This is a genomic window from Mucilaginibacter sp. P1_D10 (assembly GCF_056406215.1).
This window is the reverse complement of sequence record NZ_JBFUAP010000005.1, coordinates 211633-229158: the sequence shown is the minus strand read 5'-3', so window position 1 is coordinate 229158 and position 17526 is coordinate 211633. Positions and strand designations below refer to the sequence as shown.

At 50.3% G+C, this 17526-nt stretch carries 17 protein-coding genes; 1 reads left to right on the top strand and 16 read right to left on the bottom strand.

The genetic code is table 11. From position 1 onward, the window contains the following. The first annotated feature begins 35 nt into the window (after positions 1 to 35). Complete coding sequence (locus AC1DYT_RS09755) at positions 36 to 1055, top strand: LLM class flavin-dependent oxidoreductase (RefSeq protein ID WP_477469432.1); 1020 nt, start codon at positions 36 to 38, stop codon at positions 1053 to 1055. 18 nt (positions 1056 to 1073) lie between these two features. Here the strand turns inward: AC1DYT_RS09755 and AC1DYT_RS09750 are convergent, their stop codons facing one another. The 16 genes from AC1DYT_RS09750 to AC1DYT_RS09675 all read right to left on the bottom strand — a co-directional run bounded on the left by AC1DYT_RS09750 (position 1074) and on the right by AC1DYT_RS09675 (position 17471). Next, positions 1074 to 1871 carry a helix-turn-helix domain-containing protein gene (locus tag AC1DYT_RS09750; RefSeq protein WP_477469431.1) on the bottom strand — a complete coding sequence of 266 codons (798 nt, stop codon included), beginning with the start codon at positions 1869 to 1871 and terminating at the stop codon, positions 1074 to 1076. After that, positions 1868 to 2902: an SDR family oxidoreductase gene (locus AC1DYT_RS09745; protein ID WP_477469430.1), complete on the bottom strand. Its 1035-nt coding sequence runs from the start codon at positions 2900 to 2902 to the stop codon at positions 1868 to 1870. The genes AC1DYT_RS09750 and AC1DYT_RS09745 overlap by 4 nt, the downstream gene beginning before the upstream one ends. Before the next feature lie 146 nt (positions 2903 to 3048). Next, a complete protein-coding gene (locus tag AC1DYT_RS09740; RefSeq protein WP_477469429.1) occupies positions 3049 to 4302 on the bottom strand; it encodes an alpha/beta hydrolase-fold protein in 1254 nt (417 codons plus the stop codon). A gap of 191 nt (positions 4303 to 4493) precedes the next feature. Then, positions 4494 to 5213: a 3-keto-disaccharide hydrolase gene (locus tag AC1DYT_RS09735; protein WP_477469428.1), complete on the bottom strand. Its 720-nt coding sequence runs from the start codon at positions 5211 to 5213 to the stop codon at positions 4494 to 4496. Positions 5214 to 5360: 147 nt separating this feature from the next. Beyond that, positions 5361 to 5735: a DMT family transporter gene (locus tag AC1DYT_RS09730; protein WP_477460273.1), complete on the bottom strand. Its 375-nt coding sequence runs from the start codon at positions 5733 to 5735 to the stop codon at positions 5361 to 5363. 3 nt (positions 5736 to 5738) lie between these two features. Continuing rightward, on the bottom strand, positions 5739 to 6665 hold the full coding sequence (locus AC1DYT_RS09725) for a sterol desaturase family protein (RefSeq protein WP_477469427.1): 927 nt from the start codon (positions 6663 to 6665) through the stop codon (positions 5739 to 5741). Further along, a complete protein-coding gene (locus AC1DYT_RS09720; RefSeq protein WP_477469426.1) occupies positions 6666 to 8105 on the bottom strand; it encodes an N-acetylneuraminate synthase family protein in 1440 nt (479 codons plus the stop codon). A 177-nt stretch (positions 8106 to 8282) separates the two neighbouring features. Further along, on the bottom strand, positions 8283 to 9086 hold the full coding sequence (locus AC1DYT_RS09715; protein WP_477469425.1) for an SDR family oxidoreductase: 804 nt from the start codon (positions 9084 to 9086) through the stop codon (positions 8283 to 8285). After that, positions 9086 to 10432, bottom strand: coding sequence for an aminotransferase class III-fold pyridoxal phosphate-dependent enzyme (locus AC1DYT_RS09710; protein WP_477469424.1), 1347 nt, complete (start codon positions 10430 to 10432; stop codon positions 9086 to 9088). The genes AC1DYT_RS09715 and AC1DYT_RS09710 overlap by 1 nt, the downstream gene beginning before the upstream one ends. A 6-nt stretch (positions 10433 to 10438) precedes the next feature. Next, positions 10439 to 11374: a transketolase family protein gene (locus AC1DYT_RS09705; protein WP_477469423.1), complete on the bottom strand. Its 936-nt coding sequence runs from the start codon at positions 11372 to 11374 to the stop codon at positions 10439 to 10441. 1 nt (position 11375) lies between these two features. After that, a complete protein-coding gene (locus AC1DYT_RS09700; RefSeq protein WP_477469422.1) occupies positions 11376 to 12209 on the bottom strand; it encodes a transketolase in 834 nt (277 codons plus the stop codon). A gap of 3 nt (positions 12210 to 12212) precedes the next feature. After that, complete coding sequence (locus tag AC1DYT_RS09695; protein WP_477469421.1) at positions 12213 to 13043, bottom strand: cytidylyltransferase domain-containing protein; 831 nt, start codon at positions 13041 to 13043, stop codon at positions 12213 to 12215. Beyond that, entirely contained in the window at positions 13033 to 14085 is a 1053-nt protein-coding gene (locus AC1DYT_RS09690; protein ID WP_477469420.1) for a hypothetical protein, read from the bottom strand. The genes AC1DYT_RS09695 and AC1DYT_RS09690 overlap by 11 nt, the downstream gene beginning before the upstream one ends. 313 nt (positions 14086 to 14398) lie before the next feature. After that, on the bottom strand, positions 14399 to 15079 hold the full coding sequence (locus tag AC1DYT_RS09685; protein ID WP_477469419.1) for a phosphonatase-like hydrolase: 681 nt from the start codon (positions 15077 to 15079) through the stop codon (positions 14399 to 14401). Positions 15080 to 15094: 15 nt separating this feature from the next. After that, positions 15095 to 16198, bottom strand: a complete 1104-nt coding sequence (locus tag AC1DYT_RS09680; RefSeq protein WP_477469418.1) for a zinc-binding dehydrogenase — start codon at positions 16196 to 16198, stop codon at positions 15095 to 15097. After that, positions 16149 to 17471 carry a DUF5690 family protein gene (locus AC1DYT_RS09675; protein WP_477469417.1) on the bottom strand — a complete coding sequence of 441 codons (1323 nt, stop codon included), beginning with the start codon at positions 17469 to 17471 and terminating at the stop codon, positions 16149 to 16151. Before AC1DYT_RS09675 ends, AC1DYT_RS09680 begins: the two co-directional genes overlap by 50 nt. Positions 17472 to 17526: the final 55 nt, after the last annotated feature.

Here is a 17526-nt window from a genome sequence, read left to right as displayed (position 1 = left end):
ACTATGCTTACCTTTGCCGGTAAATATTGTTTTTGATGAAGAAGATAGGATTTTTATCGTTCGGGCATTGGTCTAACCACCCCGCTTACCAAACCCGTACCGCGGGCGATACCTTGCTGCAGTCGATAGATCTGGCGGTTGCGGCGGAGGAGATAGGGGTAGACGGTGCTTACTTCCGGGTGCATCATTTTGCGCGGCAGCTGGCTTCGCCCTTTCCCTTGCTTTCGGCTATCGGTGCCAAAACCAGTAAGATAGAAATCGGTACCGGCGTTATTGATATGCGTTATGAAAACCCGATGTACATGGTAGAAGATGCCGGCGCTGCCGACCTGATTTCGGGCGGGCGCTTGCAATTGGGCATCAGCCGTGGTTCGCCGGAGCAGGTAATTGAAGGCTGGCGTTATTTTGGCTATGCGCCTGAGGAGGGTGAAAACGATGCCGATATGGGGCGGAAAAAGGCTCTGGAGTTTTTGGATAAGCTGAAAGGCGAAGGGTTTGCGGAGCCAAACCCGTACCCGATGTTCCCGAACCCGCCGGGCTTATTACGCCTGGAACCACATGCGGACGGCTTGCGCGAACGTATCTGGTGGGGAGCTGCATCCAATGCAACTGCAGTTTGGGCAGCAGAGAACGGCATGAACCTGCAGAGTTCGACCTTGAAATTTGACGAAAGCGGCAAACCTTTCCATATACAGCAGGCAGAACAGATAAGATTATACAAAGAAGCCTGGAAAAAAGCAGGGCACGAGCGCGAAGCAAGGGTTTCGGTAAGCCGATCTATTTTTGCGCTGGTAACCGAGCAGGACAGGCAATACTTTGGGCAAGCAAAAGGAGCCGATAGCTTTGGTTACATAGAAGCTGATAAACGGGCGGTTTTCGGTAAGAGTTATGCCGCCGAACCGGATCAGCTGATCAAAGAACTGGCGCAGGACGAAGCAATACAGGAAGCAGATACCCTGCTACTCACCATACCGAACACATTGGGCGTTGACTACAACGTGCATGTGCTATCGGCTATTTTAGAGCATGTTGCCCCGGCATTAGGCTGGCGGTAATAAAGCTTCGCCATATATTTAAGCATTCGCCGGATGCAGCAATTGGCTTGCTGTTTTACCGAAAGTCTTTTTAAAGGCGAATGAAAAATGCGAAAGATCTTCAAAGCCCAGGTCGAGGTAAAAGGCCGAGGGCTTTTGTTGTTTTTTGGTAATGAGGAAATAGGCTTCCTTTAACCTTTTGCGCACCAGCCAGCGGTTGGGCGTATCGTTGAACATTTCTTTAAAATCGCGCTTAAAGGCCGAACGGCTGCGGCCGGTGAGGTAGGCAAAGCGCTCGATACTGGCGTTGAACTTATAATTGCGGTTCATGAAGGCTTCGAGGTCTATCTTTTCGGGTTTGCCAAAATCGAAGAAGATATTAGCAAGTTCGGGCCTTGAGGTTAATAAAAGGCGGAGCAATTCTTCGCGCTTTTGGTCGGCCACCTGCTGGGCTATTTTGCCGGCACCATCATAATGCGGCATAAGCGAATCCAGGAAATCTACGATTGCAGCGTCGTGCTTCAGCGGTATAAAAGCCGGTTCGGGTTTAGGGGAGAGGGTGAGCGGCTGATAATTTGCCTGCATTTTTTTCAGGAATGCTTCATCAAAAATAATTACCACTTTTTCGAACGCATCGTTCACCCTTTCCTTGTTATAACGGGCCAGGTGGTTCTTGCGGACGAGGCAATACTCGCCCGCCTCAAGCGTAGAACTCCGGTGCCCGTCGTAGCCGTGTATCCTTCCTTTAGCAATATACAAGAAGAAATGTTCGGCCACGAACTGCTCCGGGGAAATCACCGGCCCTATATAGCATGATTTTATTTCGCTTACCCTCATTTGATATGGCCGAATTTAAGCATACTCTCTACACTAAGCAATACGGCTTTTTCATTGTTGGCTGCCGGTTGCCAGCCCAGCACCCTGCGGGCTTTTTCGTTACTTACGTTGCGGCTGGCGTTTAACATAGAAGCGATAGCTTTTGCCTTTGGGTTGAACAATGCGGCAATCCGCACCAACCAGTTGGGCAAGGTTCGGCCTGATATATTTTGAGCTATAGCAGGCATTTTGCTTTTCAATAAAGCTGCTATCTGCGGCAGCGAGATCATACCGCCTGCCAGCGCCAGGAAACGCTCGCCTTTGGCTTCGGGATTAAGCATGGCCCGGATATGCAGGTCGGCCACATCGCGTACGTCGATAATATTGAGGTTTAGTTTGGGGATGGCTTTCATGCTGCCATCGATTATACCTTTCACCAGTTCGAAACCGCTGGAAAGGTCGGCCCCTAAAGCCGGCCCGAAAATCCCGACCGGGTTTATTACGCTGAGTTCGAGCGCACCACCTTCCCGCGCCATGAAATCCCATGCGGCACGTTCGGCCATTACTTTTGATTTGTTGTAAGAAGATAGGTCTTTTTCGTTCGGGTTGGTCCATTCTTTTTCGGTGATGGGCGTAAGCGGGTCTTTATGGCTGTAACCTACCGCGCCGAAATTGGAGGTCATCACCACGCGTTTCACCCCCGCATCGCGGGCAGCTTTCAGTACCCTTAAGGTGCCATCCACGGCCGGCCTTATCATTTCCTCTTCGTTTTTGGGCAGGGCCAGGAAGATGGGGGAGGCGATGTGCAAAACATAGGTGCAATTTTTGACGGCTTCGTCCCAGTGCTCATCTTTGGTCAGATCGGCTTCAAAAAAGTGTAGGCGGTCGGTGTCGGTTACGCCGCCATTTTTAAGCATATCGATGATTTCGTCTTTTCGTTTCAAGGAGCGGAGGGTGGTATTTACCTCGTAACCTTGCTGTAATAATTGCAGGATGGTATGGATACCGACAAAGCCCGTACCGCCGGTTACTAATACTTTGATATTTTTCATAACACAAAGATCGCATGGATGCGGCTATTGCGTTTTGTTCAAAGGTCCAAAATGCAATCGGGCTATTAATTTCCTTTTTTGCGACGTAAAGCGAGTGCATACGCCTAAAGCTATGCACCATCAATCCGGTTAAACCCCTCCGGGTTTTATTTGGCTGCAAGCAGCTTGTCCAGCTTCTTTTTCGTGTCCGGATTTTTGCCCAGTTGGTAGGCCTTGGTAAACATTTCTATGGCTTTCGTTTTGTTTTTTTGGTCGGCGTAGTAATCGCCCATGCTATCGTAGGCGTTGGCACTTTGAGGGTAGTTGGCTATATTGATCGCAAAGAATTGATAGGCCTTCTGTAGTTTATGCACCTTCAAATAGTAATGGCCGTTCTGGTTTATATCGCCTTCGTTTGGCAGTACCTTATAGCCCATATGTTTTGATATATCGGCATAAAAATTATTGTAAAACGCGGCAATATCGAAGGTGTCGTCCGTCTCAATTTTGCTCTCGGCACCCGGCGGCATCTTGTAGAAAGGGAACAAAAAGCGCATCCCATCGTATGCGGTTATCAGCGGTGCCGAGCTATGGGTATCATTGGGGTAATATTGATAACCAAAGGTGAGCCCATTGGCGGCGTTGCTTTGCAGCATATCCTTCAACGCTAATATCGACCGGATATGCAGAGATGCGTTGGCTGTGTCCTTCCTTACTTTCAGGGTGTCCATTCCTTCTTCCATGGTATTGGCAATGCCCATATACAACGATTTCCCGGCGAATTTTTTTTGAGCCAGGATCTGCTGCACCTGCGTAAGTAGCTTTTTGCCATCCCACCACATGCTGGGATCTATAGCGATATAGGCGTTGAACATATCGCTGTGGTTGATAAGCGTGTTGATAACCATCAGCCCACCTAAAGAGTGGCCGATAAACATTTTATAAGGCGCGGTGCGGTACGCCGAATCGATATGCGGCATCAGTTCCTGTTGTATGAAGGCGGTGAATTTTTCGCCCCCGCCGGATACCACTAACCCGGGGTCCTTTTTCCCTTCATAAGACGTTTTTGCCTGGGTGGGGGTAAGGTCGCGCATGCGGTTGGTGTTGGGTATGGCCACTATGATCATCTGTGGTACCACCGCATTGCCATTTACCTCGCTCAACTGCTGAATTATCCCCGCAATAGAGCTGAAGTGACCGTCGCCATCGAGCAGGTAAACCACCGGGTAAATTTTACGGGCGTTGCTATTGTCATTATAACCGCCGGGCAGGTAAATCCAAACTTGTCTTTTTTCGCCTATAATCTTCGAGTAAACACTATCTGTTTTGCCAAGGATAACCTGGTTGTTTTTAACAGTAACCTGCGCACCGGCAGTAAGGGCGGCAAATAAAAAGGACAGGACAAGTAAAGATTTCATCATTGGGCTGTTTGGAGCTAAATTTAGGATTTCTCCCAAATGCTCAAAGCCCTTTTCATATTTAAATTTTCGGTTAATTCCCCCGGAAATTTAAACGGCAATGAAAGTTGTTCCTGTACCCGGTGATATTACAGGCCAGCAAATGCTTACTACAGGCATATCTGCGCTACTTCGGTGGTTGCCGGCTTAACTTATTATAGTTCTTTAATTTTAATATTCTTGAATGAAACGCCTTTGGTCCAGTCTTGCAGGGCGATGCGGCCGCTGGTGTACCTGCCAAATTCGGGGTAGGCTTTGAAGTTGGTGTGTTTTATTTTCTCTTTCCAGGCCTCGGTAGTAAGGTCTTGCTCGGTGGTGAGCGTGCCGTTGAGGTAGAAGCTTATCTTTCCGTTTTTCTGCACGATTTCCGAGTGGTTCCATTGGCCGGTGGGGTTTAATTTCGCGGGATGCAACTGCGGACCGAAGCTGAACAGGCAGCCCGATATTTTACTGGGGATATGCGCATCGGGATGGTGCTCATCCAATAATTGGTACTCAGGCCCCGAAGCCCAAGCAGTTAGGATATCCTTGCGCTCCAGCACGTTGATAAATACGCCGCTATTGCCCTCGGCTGGTATCTTCCAATCGAAAACGAGGTCGTAATTGCTGTAGGGGTCGTCGGTAACCAGGTCGCCATGGTCGAGGTTGACATCGGGGTTGCAATACAAAACGCCATCTTTTACCAACCAATTATTCCCTATGGGCCCAACGTTATACAGGTGCCAGCCGTTGGTGGTGCTGCCGTCGAACAGCAATTTCCACCCGTCGGTGTTTTCTTTTTCGGTTAATTGATTGTCGGTAGCAGCTTTTGGGCTGCACGAACCTAACAGGGCGGCCACAAGGCAGCCTGCGGCTATCGTCTTGATAATATGCATATCGATATAATTGGTTTTAAATGGTTGTCCGCAGGCCAATACCGGGGTTATAGGCAATGGTGCGGATGGCCCGTAAAGATATAGATGAGGCGCGGATTACCAACCTCTTATAAAAAATAATACAGCCAAAAGGTAGTACCCCGCTGCTTACTGCGTTGTCACGTATGATTTCAGCCCGATGATGCCCCCCATGATCATCAGCATAAAGAATACTTCGGGCCCGGATACGGATTGTTTGAGGAAGAGCACTTCGGTTAGTTTGATGAAGATAAGTGTTACGGCCGTCCACACCGCGAAGGCGATGGCCATCGGCATCTGTTTAACTGCCAGCGAAAAGAAGTAAATATTCACCAGGCCGAATACGATATAACCCACGAATGGCAATATTACCGGCAGCGATACCGCAGGATCGAGCAGTGTTTGGAAGTTGAGTTTCTTCAGCTCGCTGAATTTCATCAGCTTGAGGGAGAAGGTCCAGGCGGTTTCGCAAGCCGCAGCGATGATAAGGAATATCCAGGCCATGGGCTATTGGTTTACGGTTAACATGGGCGGTTGTGACGCAGTATCTTGCGCTTTGGCCCGTTTAGGTGCCCTGCGGGTAAAAAGCTTGATGAGGTTGGGGCGCAAATCGTAATACCATTTAAACCAGGGGTATTTCAAAAGCTTCTGCTCGTCGAATCGTTTTACCGAGAACGCATGCTGCAAAAAGTAGTCGCGCGGGTAATCGTAGTACAAACCCCAGTGTTCGGGCTTGTCGCCGGGAGCGTGGCCGGGATCGTAAACCGTGCCGAAGAGGTAGTCCCACACTGAGAGTTTGGTAGAGAAATTGGCATGGAATACTTCCTGGTAATTGGCATGGTGCCACAAATGCAAGCCGGGGGTATTGAAGAAGTATTTGAACCTGCCCAGGTTAACTTTGATATTGGCGTGTATGAATAATCCGAACATGGAATCGAGCAGGGCCTTGATGGGTATTACCACAGGGTCGGCACCTAACAGGATGATGGGCGCAAATTCGATGGTTTGGTTGATGATGATTTCCATCACGTGCGAGCGAGAGCCCGCCAAAAAATCGACCTGTTTTACCGAATGGTGTGCCTCGTGTATCCGCCAGAAAAATTTATTGCTATGCTGAAAACGGTGGAAAAGGTAGATATACAGATCGTGCATCACCAAAAAAAACAGTACCTGCACCCAAACCGGCCAATGCTGCACGAATTGGAAGTGCGACCAATCGAAATGCTTTTGCATGGGCGCAATCAGGTAATCGAAGATTACTATCTTAAGCACATAGCTCTGTATCAGCGTGTACCATACCAGATCAACCCAAAAACCATCGCGCAAAAAGGGCAGGCCTTTGCGGTAAGGCGATATACGTTCCCAGGTAATAATTACCGCTATCCAGCAGAACAGGATAGCGGTAGTTAGGGTAATAACATTCAGTTGCGGCATTTACACCAATGGCTTTGTTTTATACTCGCCGCCAATGTTTACGCGCAGGCGTTTCATGGGAGCCAGTTCAGATTCGTAAACTTGTTTGATGCCGTCGCCTGCGGCGGTTTCGATATCGCGGATATCGCGCACCAGGCGCTGGAAACCTTGCGGCTCTACAGAAGCAGCATGATCAGATCCCCACATGGCGCGATCCAGGGTAAAGTGGCGCTCCACGAAGGTTGCTCCCAAAGCTACGGCGGCAACGGTTGTAGCCAGGCCGGTCTCGTGGCCCGAGTAACCGATGGGGATGCCGGGGAACTTATTGGCCAAAGTATTGATCATTCTTAGGTTCAACTCTTCGGGTTTGCAAGGGTAGGCAGATGTTGAATGTGCCAGGAATACCGGGTAGTTAGGGTCGAAATCGTTCACGAAACGCAGGGCGTTCTCAATTTCTTTCATGGTAGACATGCCGCTGGAAAGCATCAGCGGGCGACCGGTTTCCAATATCCTTTCGATCAGTTCGAAATCGGTAAGCGATGCCGATGCCAGTTTGTAAAGAAGGGTATCGAATTGCTCCATAAAATCCACCGATGGCGCATCCCAGGCAGATACGAACCAGTCGATGCCCACTTTTTTGCAGTACTGGTCAATCGTAGCATACTCCGCTATGCCGAATTCGGTTTTGCGCTTGTAATCTATGTAGCTCATGCGGCCCCATGGGGTATCGCGCATAATTTCCCACTGGTCGCGCGGTACGCAAATCTCCGGCGTGCGTTTCTGGAATTTTACGGCATCGGCCTTGGCGGTAACAGCTTCATCAATCAGTTGCTTGGTAATCTCCAGCGAACCGTTGTGGTTGATGCCAATTTCGGCAATAATATAAGTCGGCTGGCCGGGTCCTATTTTGCGGCCGTTGCTTAAAGTAATCACGCCCGATTTTACAGGCAGTGCGGCAACGGTATCATTTTTCGCATCGATGATCAGCTCGGCAAATTCGCGGTAGCAGCCCTCGCCACCTTTGGCCTGGCAAACGTAGTCTACTGCGTTTTTTATGGCAGGCAAGGCATCGGCAGGGGAGGCGGTAAGGCCAACCAGTTGCATCACTTCCATATCGTTATAATCATCGCCTATGTAGGCTATCTCTTCGGCAGCCAGTTGCAGGCGGGCAATGATTTCTTTAAGCACCTGCGGCTTGTCTTTTACGAAGAGGTGCAGCTCAGTAATCTGCAGTTTTTGGGCGCGCGTAATTACCGAGGGTGATTTTTCGCCGGTGATGATGGCGGTATCTACGCCCGCCAGTTTGCGCAAACGCTCTACACCCATGCCATCGCGGATGTTGAATTTTTTCAGGTACTCACCGTCCTGACCGTAATAAACGCCTGCATCGGTTAACACGCCGTCGCAATCGGTAATCAGTAACTTAATTCTTGTCGCTTTTTGTTTTATGATTTCTTTCATGGTTCTTTAGTTAATGTTGTTTATTTAAGAGTCGGTGCGCTTCGTGGCCTCACCCCAACCCCTCTCCAAAGGAGAGGGGCTTAAAGTCCTCTCCTTTGGAGAGGATTATTTCATGAGGGCTTCGCCGTTTAGGTGAGGCTTCTGAGCCACTTAAGTAAACGGCATTGGGTCTTAGGTTTAAATTGCGGTCCACCCGCCGTCTACAATTAGGTTTGCGCCGGTCATGTATGCCGATGCTTCGCTGGCCAGGAAAATGAGGGCACCCTGGTAATCTGTTGCTTTGGCCATGCGGCCCAGCAATGTTTTTGCTGAATAACTTTGTATGAAAAATTCGTCCTGGCTATTCTCTACGCCACCCGGCGAAAGTGTATTTACCCTAACGCCCTTACTGCCCCAGTAGGCGGCCAAAAAGCGGGTAAAATTGATTACGGCGCCTTTGGTAACGGGGTATGCCGGCGATTTAAAAAAGGTTTGTTCGCCACATTGGTTGCGGTAGATGCTTTGATCGGGACCAACTACGCCATAGGTTGATGCGATGTTGATGATGCTGCCGCTGCCTTGTTCGGCCATTTTTGTGCCGAACACCTGCGAGCACAGGAACACACCGGTAACGTTTACGTCCAAGGATTTTTGGAAGGCATCCAGCGGATAGTTCTCGAATGCCGAAAGGTCCTTGGCCAGTGCCGGGTTCTCGAACATATCGTTGATAGCGGCATTGTTCACCAAAATATCAACGCTGGCGTATCGCTTGTAGATTAGCTCCGCGCCATCCAGAAGCGATTGCTTGTTAGCCACATTCATGCCTACGCCCATGTGCCCCTTGCCGAGCTGCTGTGCAAAGTGCTGCGCCATCTTACCGTCCATATCGGCAACCACCACGTTTGCACCAGCCGTAGCCAATGCTTCGCAATGCTTTTTGCCGATGAGGCCGAGCGCGCCCGTTACGATGGCTGTTTTGCCTTTTAAGCTGAATAGTTCCATCAGGCCAGTGCGCTTGCTTTTGGTTTGATATTGTAATTGCTCACCTTACGGAAAACAGCTTCCAGCACTTCGCCTTTCAGGTAGCTTTTGAGGTTGCCGCTTTCTATGGCCTCTTTTACTATGGGCAATACCTCGCGGTACGCGGATAGGGTATAGGCGATATCCTCGTCGGTATGGCTGTAGCACATATTGTGGAAGCCGGCCCACAGCACACCGCGTTTGATCATTTCCTGCTGCATCAGGGTTTTTACTTCCAGGCCGTTGCCGGCTTCGGGCGTAAAGGTTACCATGCTGCGGCAATTGTAGCCCACGCAACGGGTGTATTTATCCATGCCCAGTTCAAGGGCCAGTTGGTTGTAGCCATCTTTAAGCAGGGCTCCTTTGGTATCGAGGTATTGCGGTACGTTTTTATCAATCAGCTCGTTAATGGTAGCTATGCAAGCCGCCAGCGAAAGCGCCTCGCCGCCGAAAGTGGTATAGCTGAAAACCTGCGAATTGAACAAATCCATCACATCGGCACGGCCGGTGAGCAGGGCTATGGGCATACCATTGGCGCAGGCTTTGGAGTAAACGGCCAAATCGGCTTTTACGCCGAAGTATTCCTGTGCGCCGCCTACGGCTATGCGGAAGCCGGTCCACATCTCGTCGAAGATGAGCAGTGTGCCGTTTTCTTTGCAAACGGCGGCCAGTTCCTGCAAAAAGCCCGGCTTTGGTGCCTCGAAGATGAAGGGCTCCAATATCAGCGCGGCTACGGTTTCGTCTAAGGCGGCTTTTATCGATTCGATGTCGTTGTATTCAAAGGTGTAAGTAAGGTCCTGTATAGCCTCGGGGATGCCTGCATTGCGGCTGGTGATGCCGATATACCAATCGTGCCAGCCATGGTAGCCACAGCAAAAAACCTTATCGCGACCTGTAAAAGCACGGGCCACACGGATGGCCGCCGAGCATACGTCGGCACCGGTTTTGGCTATCTTCACTGCCTCGGCATTTGGGATAACCTGCTGCACCAGTTCGCACAGTTCCACCTCCAGTGGGTGCATCAACGAAAAGGTAATACCATCTTCCAGTTGCTGCCTGATGGCATTATCCACAGCAGGGTAGGCGTAACCCAGCGATAATGGCCCTATCGCCGCGTTGAAATCAATGTACTCGTTGCCATCCACATCCCACACATGCGAACCTTTGCCCTTTACCAAATATTTGGGCGCAACGCCTTTGGTAAACTGGCCGGGGCCCTTGGCCAAAGTTTGTGTTACGGGCATCTGCACTTTCAGCGCACGGGCGTATAGTTCGTCGGATTGGGTGATCTGCGGATAATCCTGGTTCAATGCTATTTTATTGGCCATATCTTTTTATTCTGAAAATTCGGTGAGTAATATTTCGGGCTGCTCGCTTGCGGTGCGGTATCCCAGTATTTTTTCGGCTATTTGTTTGCCGGTAAAGCCTTCGTGTTGCAATACATCGGGCAGTAATGCGGGTTTAAACCAGCGTTCTTCCAGCGCAAAAGGCAGTACGTTGGCGGTTTGGCGGTGTTTAAGCAGTACTTCGGCTACTATGCTGTACAGGCCACCGGTCAGGAAATGGTCTTCCAGGGTAACAACCAGATCCGATTTTGCAGCTTCAAGTATAGCTTGCTCGTCTACCGGTTTCAGGCTGCGCATGTTTACCAGGCCGACAGAGAGACCTTCGCTCTTCAATATATCTACAGCTATCAGGGCCTGCTCGAACAGCAGTCCGTAGGTAAGTATGGTAACATCGCCGCCTTCGGCTATTACCTCGGCCTTGCCGGGTATGTAATCTGCATGCTGATAGCTGGTTTTGCGCGTATTAATGCGGGTGTAAGCGGGCTGTGCCGATTGCCAGATGGCGGGCAGCATCTTTACCAAATCGTCCTCGTCTGCCGGGGCAAACACTGTCATGTGCGGTATGCCGCGCATCAATGCAATATCTTCTATAGCCTGGTGGGTAGGGCCGTTGCCGTCTGATAAAAAACCGGGGATAAAACCACTAAGCTTTACCGGCAGGTTGGCTATACCCACATCCGTGCGCACGAATTCAAAAGCGCGCATGGTTAAGAACGCCGTTAGTGCGTGTACTACGGGGGTACGACCACGCAGCGCAAGGCCCGCAGCGGCGCCAACCATGGTTTGCTCGGTTATGCCGGTATCTATAAACCTTTTGCCCAATATGCCCGGCAGGTTTCGTACCAGCGCACGGTTTTCGGCAGTCATCACTACCACCCGTTCATTGGCAAGGGCGGTTTCGGTCAGTAATTCTTCGTAGGTCATCTTAGCGGACGATTAAGGTTTCGGATGTTAAGGTGGTGGCGGCTTCGCCGTGGAGTTCGAGCAGTAATTGGTCTATCTCCTGGCCGGAGAAATTGCAGAACCACCTGTCGGCACGCTCTTCTATGCTGGGTAGGCCTTTACCGCGCACGGTATCGGCTATGATCACGTTCAGTTTGCCCGGTTGGAAAGGGTAAGCGCTGAAGGCTTCTTCCAACTGACCGAAATTGTGCCCATCTACCCGTTTTACCGCCGCGCCAAAGGCCTCGAACTTATCTTTCAGCGGTTCCAGCGGAATGAGCTCTTCGGTGCGCATATTGGCCTGGAACTGGTTGCGGTCTATCACGAAAATCAGGTTATCCAGTTTATAGGCGTTGGCCACCAGCACGGCTTCCCAGCAGCTGCCTTCGTTCAGTTCGCCATCGCCCAGTATGCACACTACTTTGTTATTGCCGCCGCTTATTTTGATATCCATAGCTACGCCTACAGCCACCGAGGGCAAATGCCCCAAAGAACCCGAATGGAATTCTATGCCGGGTATATGTGTATTGGGGTGCCAGTAGATATGATCGTTAAGCGAAAGATGGTTAGCGAGGCGACTTTTTTCGATGATGCCCAGCTCAGCAAGCGTGCCGTAAAGCGCAGGCACATCGTGGCCCTTGGACAGGAAGAGGTAATCGCGGTCGGGGTCGTTCAGGTTATCCTTGTTTACGTTGAGGAAACTGGTGTACAGGTAAACCATCAGGTCGGCGGCAGAAAGCGATGCGCCTATGAAGCAGCCGCCATCGGTAGCCATTTTGATGATGTGTTCGCGTACGTTTAAAGCTATTTTTTCCATTTATTAGTTAATGGGTTGAGGATTTGTTGGTGTAATGGTTTTGGTTTGCCCGGCATCTATGGTTTTCAATTCATCCAGGTGATGGCGGTACCAGTTTACCCCGGCATAGGCGCTGTTGATAGCCATGATATCGGGCCGCTCATCAAGCAGGTTCAGGATATCCGCACAACTAAAACCAGGATTTTGTGGATACAAGGCCTCGAAAACCGCCTTGATGAACTCATAATCCTCCCGGTAATCTATCGTGAAGCGGTGCGACATAGAATAATCCAGCCCGGTTTGCCAGGGAATATTGCCTATATTGAAGAGCCCGGGGTTCTCCCATATATAAGGCGTGGTGTGTTCCAACTCCAGTTGGCGACTGGCCTGCTGATGTGCGCGTGCAAGGCATTGCATGGTCATTATTTCTACATCGTTACCATCTGGCCAGGTGGCAGGGTGCAGGTTGCTGATATAATCGAAACGGCTGCCTGCTGCAAAGAAATACTCCAGCGCGGCATCTATGGCGGCGGGGTCTATCAGCGGGCAATCAGATGGTATCTTCAACACTACGGTCGCTTGCAGCTCTTGCGCTGCCTGGTAGTGCCTGTCGAGCAGATTGTTTTCGCTGCCGCGATAGCAGGCTACGCCCAATGCATCCGCTTCCTGCGCAAGTACATCATCTGCTTCGTTCACAGAAGTTGCGATTACCAGCGTTACATCGTACTTTACCATACGCAGCCGCTCTATCATCCTGGCCAGCAGGCTTTGGCCCAGTATGGGTAGCATTACCTTACCCTGCAAACGGCTGGAACCCATGCGGGCCTGTATCACGATGACGATTTTATCCGGCATATACTTCGTTTAATACCGAATGATGGGCCAGAGCCTCTGCCATGGCTGCGGTCGGGTCGAAATGTTTTTTATCGCCTTGATAGTCCAGGTAACTTTGGCATACTGCGGCTATATTTTGTGCCGATGTGCCTCCATTTTGCCATGGCGAAAGCTTGTGCAGCGTAGGTACATCGAACCAGGAATGTACTTTTTTGCCCAAGGCAATGCCCGTGAAAACCACGGTAGAATATTGGGTGATGAGTTCGGCGCAATTGGCAATCATATGGTTGGTATTGCCCGTGCGGAACACCAGCGTGCCTTGAGGTGCATGCTCGCGTATCTCGGCTTCGGCGCGTTCAAAATCTTCGTTGGGATGGAATTTGAATAGCAAACGCCTACCGGCGGCAATCTTAACGGCTTCTTTGATAAACGCGGGCCTGTTCTCGAAACGATACGTCTCGCGCATATCGGTGGTGGCCACCATCACGTAATCGCGGTAGGGGAAATCGTTATCCCTGAATTGCACCGCATTATCGTAATTGGGGATGCCGGTAACCACCAGCTTGCGACTCTCGGTGCCCAGGCTGCTGAAATATTGCTTATAACCCTCGGAGGCTGCGCAATAAACATCGCAGATGTTTGAGGAGCCGTTCAACGAGGTATTGGCAGATAATGCTGCGGGCAGCTTCAATGCTTTTACTACCTTGCTAAATGGCGTCATCCTATCTACCATGCCTTCCTGCACCCAAATGGTCTTGAATTTGCGCAGGCGGTGGGGGATAAGCATATCCGAGCAATACACCACCAGGTCGTACTGATGAAGGTGAGCACCATAATCTACCTGCAGGCTGTGCTCGCGCATATATTTTTCGGCATTGGCCCTAAACTGCCCACCGAGCACAGTACCATTCAGTAAGGTGGTCTTGTTCGTAAGGAAATTGATCAGGGGGCTATCGGCAAATACCTGGCTAAACCAGCAATCAACGCCAAAGAGCTCAGAAGCAATCTGATGCATTTGCGATGTTTGATGTACAGAGCCGGTAATGAATAATACTTTCTTCATATCCTATTCCAAATAAGCAGATTGTAAACAAATCTTAAGCTTCATGTGAATGAGGATAAATTTAGATGTGCCAGTTTTCGGTAATGAACATTTTACATTATCAAATTGTTAAGCGTCAAATAATGACATTAAACCGCAATGAAGCTTAGTTAACGCAAATGCGCTAATTTGTTAGCAATAAGGTAGTTTGAGAGGATATGAGGCGGATTAGGTGTGGGGATTTATTTTTTGGTTTTGCACGCTCTTTTACATTAAAAAACCGCAAAGTACCCCTAACGGGTACCTGCGGCGAATTTAACAGGGAACAGTTTGCTTAGTCGATTAGCGGTAATAGCTCGATGAGGTTATCTATTACGGCGTTGGGGTTGGCGGTTTGCAGTTGCGCCGCTGTGTGCGCGCCGGTGGTGATGCCTATGCTTAAGCCGCAACCTGCGTTTTGGCCTTCGTGTATGTCGATGATGGAGTCGCCTACTTTTACTACACCGGCAGCATCCGTTATGCCGAATTTTTCCATGGCGAACACGATCATGGCCGGGTCGGGCCTGTTTTTGCCAACATCGGTAGCGGTAACCATGGCATCATAATCAACGCCTTCCTGCCAGCCCAGTTTGGTGATGATGGATTGCGCGGTAGTCCGGTCGTACCCGGTATTCAATACAGCGTATATGCCGCGTTTTTTCAGTTCGGCAAAAAGCTCCAGGGCATTAGGCTGGGGAATGATATCCGCAGTAACGTAGGCCTCAGTAAGCTGCGGCAAAAAGCTATCGTATATCTTATTGGTAAACTCTTCGTCTTCTATGCCCGCGAAGGCGGCCAATACCGAACGTATGGCTTGTTTCTTCTCTTTTCCTGCGCCCTCGGCCAGTACCTGGTCTAAAGTAAAGTCGAAACCGGCTTCGTTGATGGCTTTTCTCAGGGTTTTGTAAACCAGGTTATTCTCGTCTATGGTGGTTCCTGCCATATCAAAAACCACCATTTTAATTTTCTGCTCCATAATTATCGTATTTATTTAGTTTTCATTATCTATACTGATGCCTACGCGCACCGGCTTTTGCTCGCTGGCGTATTTAAAAGCTTCGGCAATTTCATCAAGCGTGTATTCTTTTTCTACCAGTTCCTCAAAAGGGTATTTCTCGTAGTTCTGCTCTATAAAAATGGTGGCGTTCACAAAATCGGCATAATTGTAGTTGTGCAGGCCCTTTATTTCTAAAAGGTTGCGCACCACGCGCTGCGCATCCACAGGCACAGGTGCTGCCGGGAAAACCGCGCCTATCCAAACAACGCAGCCGCCCAGACCCAGCGACTCTACACCGACTTTCATCGCTTCAGGGTGGCCGGTCATATCGAACACTACATCCGCCTGTGGCCATGGGAAACTGCCATCTACGGGGCTTTTTGGGAAGATGAATTGTTCATCGGCCCCAAACTTTTCGCCCCAGCTTAAGCGCGAGGCATCGTTATCTATCAGGCCCACCCAACTTGCGCCGGCTTCGCGGCACATGGCTACGCAGGAAATACCCAAAAGCCCGGCACCGAAAACCAACACTTTTTTGCCGCTGATATTACCCGCTACACGCAGAGCACCCGTTACTGTAGAATGCGCGCAGCTGATGGTAGCGGCAACCTTCATCGGTATCTGTGGCGATATTTTTAGGAAAGCGGTGTTTGGCCTCAGTACGCAGTAATCGGCGAGGCCGCCGTTGAACAGGTCGGTATCGGTGGCTTGCGCGTGGCCGTATTTGAATAAGCCCGTGCTTTTCTGCGGCATATCTGCCCTTGGGGCCTCAATACCTGCCGGCACAGCAAAAATAGACCAGGTGATCCGGTCGCCGATTTGTACGGACTCGCCCCGGTAATCTTTAACATCTTCACCTGGTGGTAACCAAAGGATATCGCCGATGATTTCGTGGCCCAAAACCACCTCATCGGGCTCTTTGCGATGACCGCAGTAGGTGTGTATATCGCTGCCGCAAAGGGTAGTATAGCGGTTTTTGACCAGTATCTCGCCTTCGGCAAGGGCTGGTGCTTCGCGGTTTATCGCCTTAAAGGGCTTGCCTACGCCCTCAAACAGCGCTGCCCGCCCCTGTGGGAATGTTGGCATTTGTTGGTTCATCAACTTTCAGTTTTGTTTTAAAATATAAATGACAGAAAACCATCAGCAGCATGCCGGCAATAGCCAGGCCGATGCAAATCTTCAGGAATAAGGACAGCATGGTATCTGATGCGGGCAGGAAATACCGCATCAGCATCAGGCCTATATAGCCGGTATAACCTACAGAATCTACGATATACATCAGGAAACCCACAGTAGCCTTTTCACGAGTGATGGCGATAAGCCGCTCGAAGATTACGGCGTGTACAGCCACATAGGGCAAGTAAACGCCCAAACCAACCAACACCATAAAGCTGAATTTGCCCAGCCCGTAGTTGAGGCCTAAAGCAGCAAGCAAAACGATCAGGAAGCCCACGAAACTAGTGAGCAGCGAAACCTTGAAAGCCCGGTAATGGCTTTGCACGAAAACCGCAAGGCCGGTTATCACGATAACGCCGAGCGATACCAATATTTCTGAAGTGGTAAATATATCCGGCGTGTGGGTATAACCCAGGCCTGCCCATAGCTCTACTGCAAAATCGGCACGTACGCTGCGCAACAGGGTTACGAATAAATAAATGAGGATGATGGCGATGAGCCCCGGCATGTATTTTTTGAAGAAACGGAGGCGGTCGGCCCCCGTCATGGGGATGCGTGCCGAGCGCGATTTGATATCGCTTGCGGTGGGCTTGGGCACAAAGGCCAGCATGGTGGTGAACAGCGCGGTGGGCAGCATAAACACCAGCCCGGCCATAAAAGGCATCCAGTTTTCGGTTACGTGGACGGATAGCAGAAACGCGCCTACCGATTTAGACACCCCATCCGACAGGATAAAGCTGGCGCAAAGCCCCGCTATCAGGAACTCGGTTTGCCTGCGCCCCTCTACAAAACTCAACACCAGTCCGAAAATGACGCCCAACGGCAGGCCGTTCAAAAGCATAAAGGCAAGGCTCCAGGGGCGGGGCGTTATTGCGAACAACAACAGCATCGCCTCGGCAAAGGCCAATAGTATGATGATGGCAGTGATGCGTTGATGGGCTTTTATTTCGGAGACGAATTTAATGCCGAACCATTTGGCCAGTACGTAGCCGATAGTTTGTACGATGATGAGGCTGAATTTGTAGCTGAGCCCCCAATAACCGGCATCGGCAAAGGACGCAGCGGTGTAGGGCTTGCGGTAACCGTACATGCAAAAGTACGTGCCGAAGGCGGCCACCAGCGCCCAGGCGGGGTTTGCAAATATTTTTGCCGGGAAGATGTTTGGCGAAGGAGCTTCGGTTTTGGCCACAATCATAGTAAACAATGTTTAGCAAAACTAAATATTGTTTACTATTCTGTAGGGTATGGCG

What these genes read in the sequence shown, in the direction of transcription:
- AC1DYT_RS09755 (WP_477469432.1), top strand. Translation starts at nt 36, where the DNA reads ATGAAGAAGATAGGATTTTTATCGTTCGGGCATTGGTCTAACCACCCC.
- AC1DYT_RS09750 (WP_477469431.1), bottom strand. Translation starts at nt 1,871, where the DNA reads ATGAGGGTAAGCGAAATAAAATCATGCTATATAGGGCCGGTGATTTCC.
- AC1DYT_RS09745 (WP_477469430.1), bottom strand. Translation starts at nt 2,902, where the DNA reads ATGAAAAATATCAAAGTATTAGTAACCGGCGGTACGGGCTTTGTCGGT.
- AC1DYT_RS09740 (WP_477469429.1), bottom strand. Translation starts at nt 4,302, where the DNA reads ATGATGAAATCTTTACTTGTCCTGTCCTTTTTATTTGCCGCCCTTACT.
- AC1DYT_RS09735 (WP_477469428.1), bottom strand. Translation starts at nt 5,213, where the DNA reads ATGCATATTATCAAGACGATAGCCGCAGGCTGCCTTGTGGCCGCCCTG.
- AC1DYT_RS09730 (WP_477460273.1), bottom strand. Translation starts at nt 5,735, where the DNA reads ATGGCCTGGATATTCCTTATCATCGCTGCGGCTTGCGAAACCGCCTGG.
- AC1DYT_RS09725 (WP_477469427.1), bottom strand. Translation starts at nt 6,665, where the DNA reads ATGCCGCAACTGAATGTTATTACCCTAACTACCGCTATCCTGTTCTGC.
- AC1DYT_RS09720 (WP_477469426.1), bottom strand. Translation starts at nt 8,105, where the DNA reads ATGAAAGAAATCATAAAACAAAAAGCGACAAGAATTAAGTTACTGATT.
- AC1DYT_RS09715 (WP_477469425.1), bottom strand. Translation starts at nt 9,086, where the DNA reads ATGGAACTATTCAGCTTAAAAGGCAAAACAGCCATCGTAACGGGCGCG.
- AC1DYT_RS09710 (WP_477469424.1), bottom strand. Translation starts at nt 10,432, where the DNA reads ATGGCCAATAAAATAGCATTGAACCAGGATTATCCGCAGATCACCCAA.
- AC1DYT_RS09705 (WP_477469423.1), bottom strand. Translation starts at nt 11,374, where the DNA reads ATGACCTACGAAGAATTACTGACCGAAACCGCCCTTGCCAATGAACGG.
- AC1DYT_RS09700 (WP_477469422.1), bottom strand. Translation starts at nt 12,209, where the DNA reads ATGGAAAAAATAGCTTTAAACGTACGCGAACACATCATCAAAATGGCT.
- AC1DYT_RS09695 (WP_477469421.1), bottom strand. Translation starts at nt 13,043, where the DNA reads ATGCCGGATAAAATCGTCATCGTGATACAGGCCCGCATGGGTTCCAGC.
- AC1DYT_RS09690 (WP_477469420.1), bottom strand. Translation starts at nt 14,085, where the DNA reads ATGAAGAAAGTATTATTCATTACCGGCTCTGTACATCAAACATCGCAA.
- AC1DYT_RS09685 (WP_477469419.1), bottom strand. Translation starts at nt 15,079, where the DNA reads ATGGAGCAGAAAATTAAAATGGTGGTTTTTGATATGGCAGGAACCACC.
- AC1DYT_RS09680 (WP_477469418.1), bottom strand. Translation starts at nt 16,198, where the DNA reads ATGAACCAACAAATGCCAACATTCCCACAGGGGCGGGCAGCGCTGTTT.
- AC1DYT_RS09675 (WP_477469417.1), bottom strand. Translation starts at nt 17,471, where the DNA reads ATGATTGTGGCCAAAACCGAAGCTCCTTCGCCAAACATCTTCCCGGCA.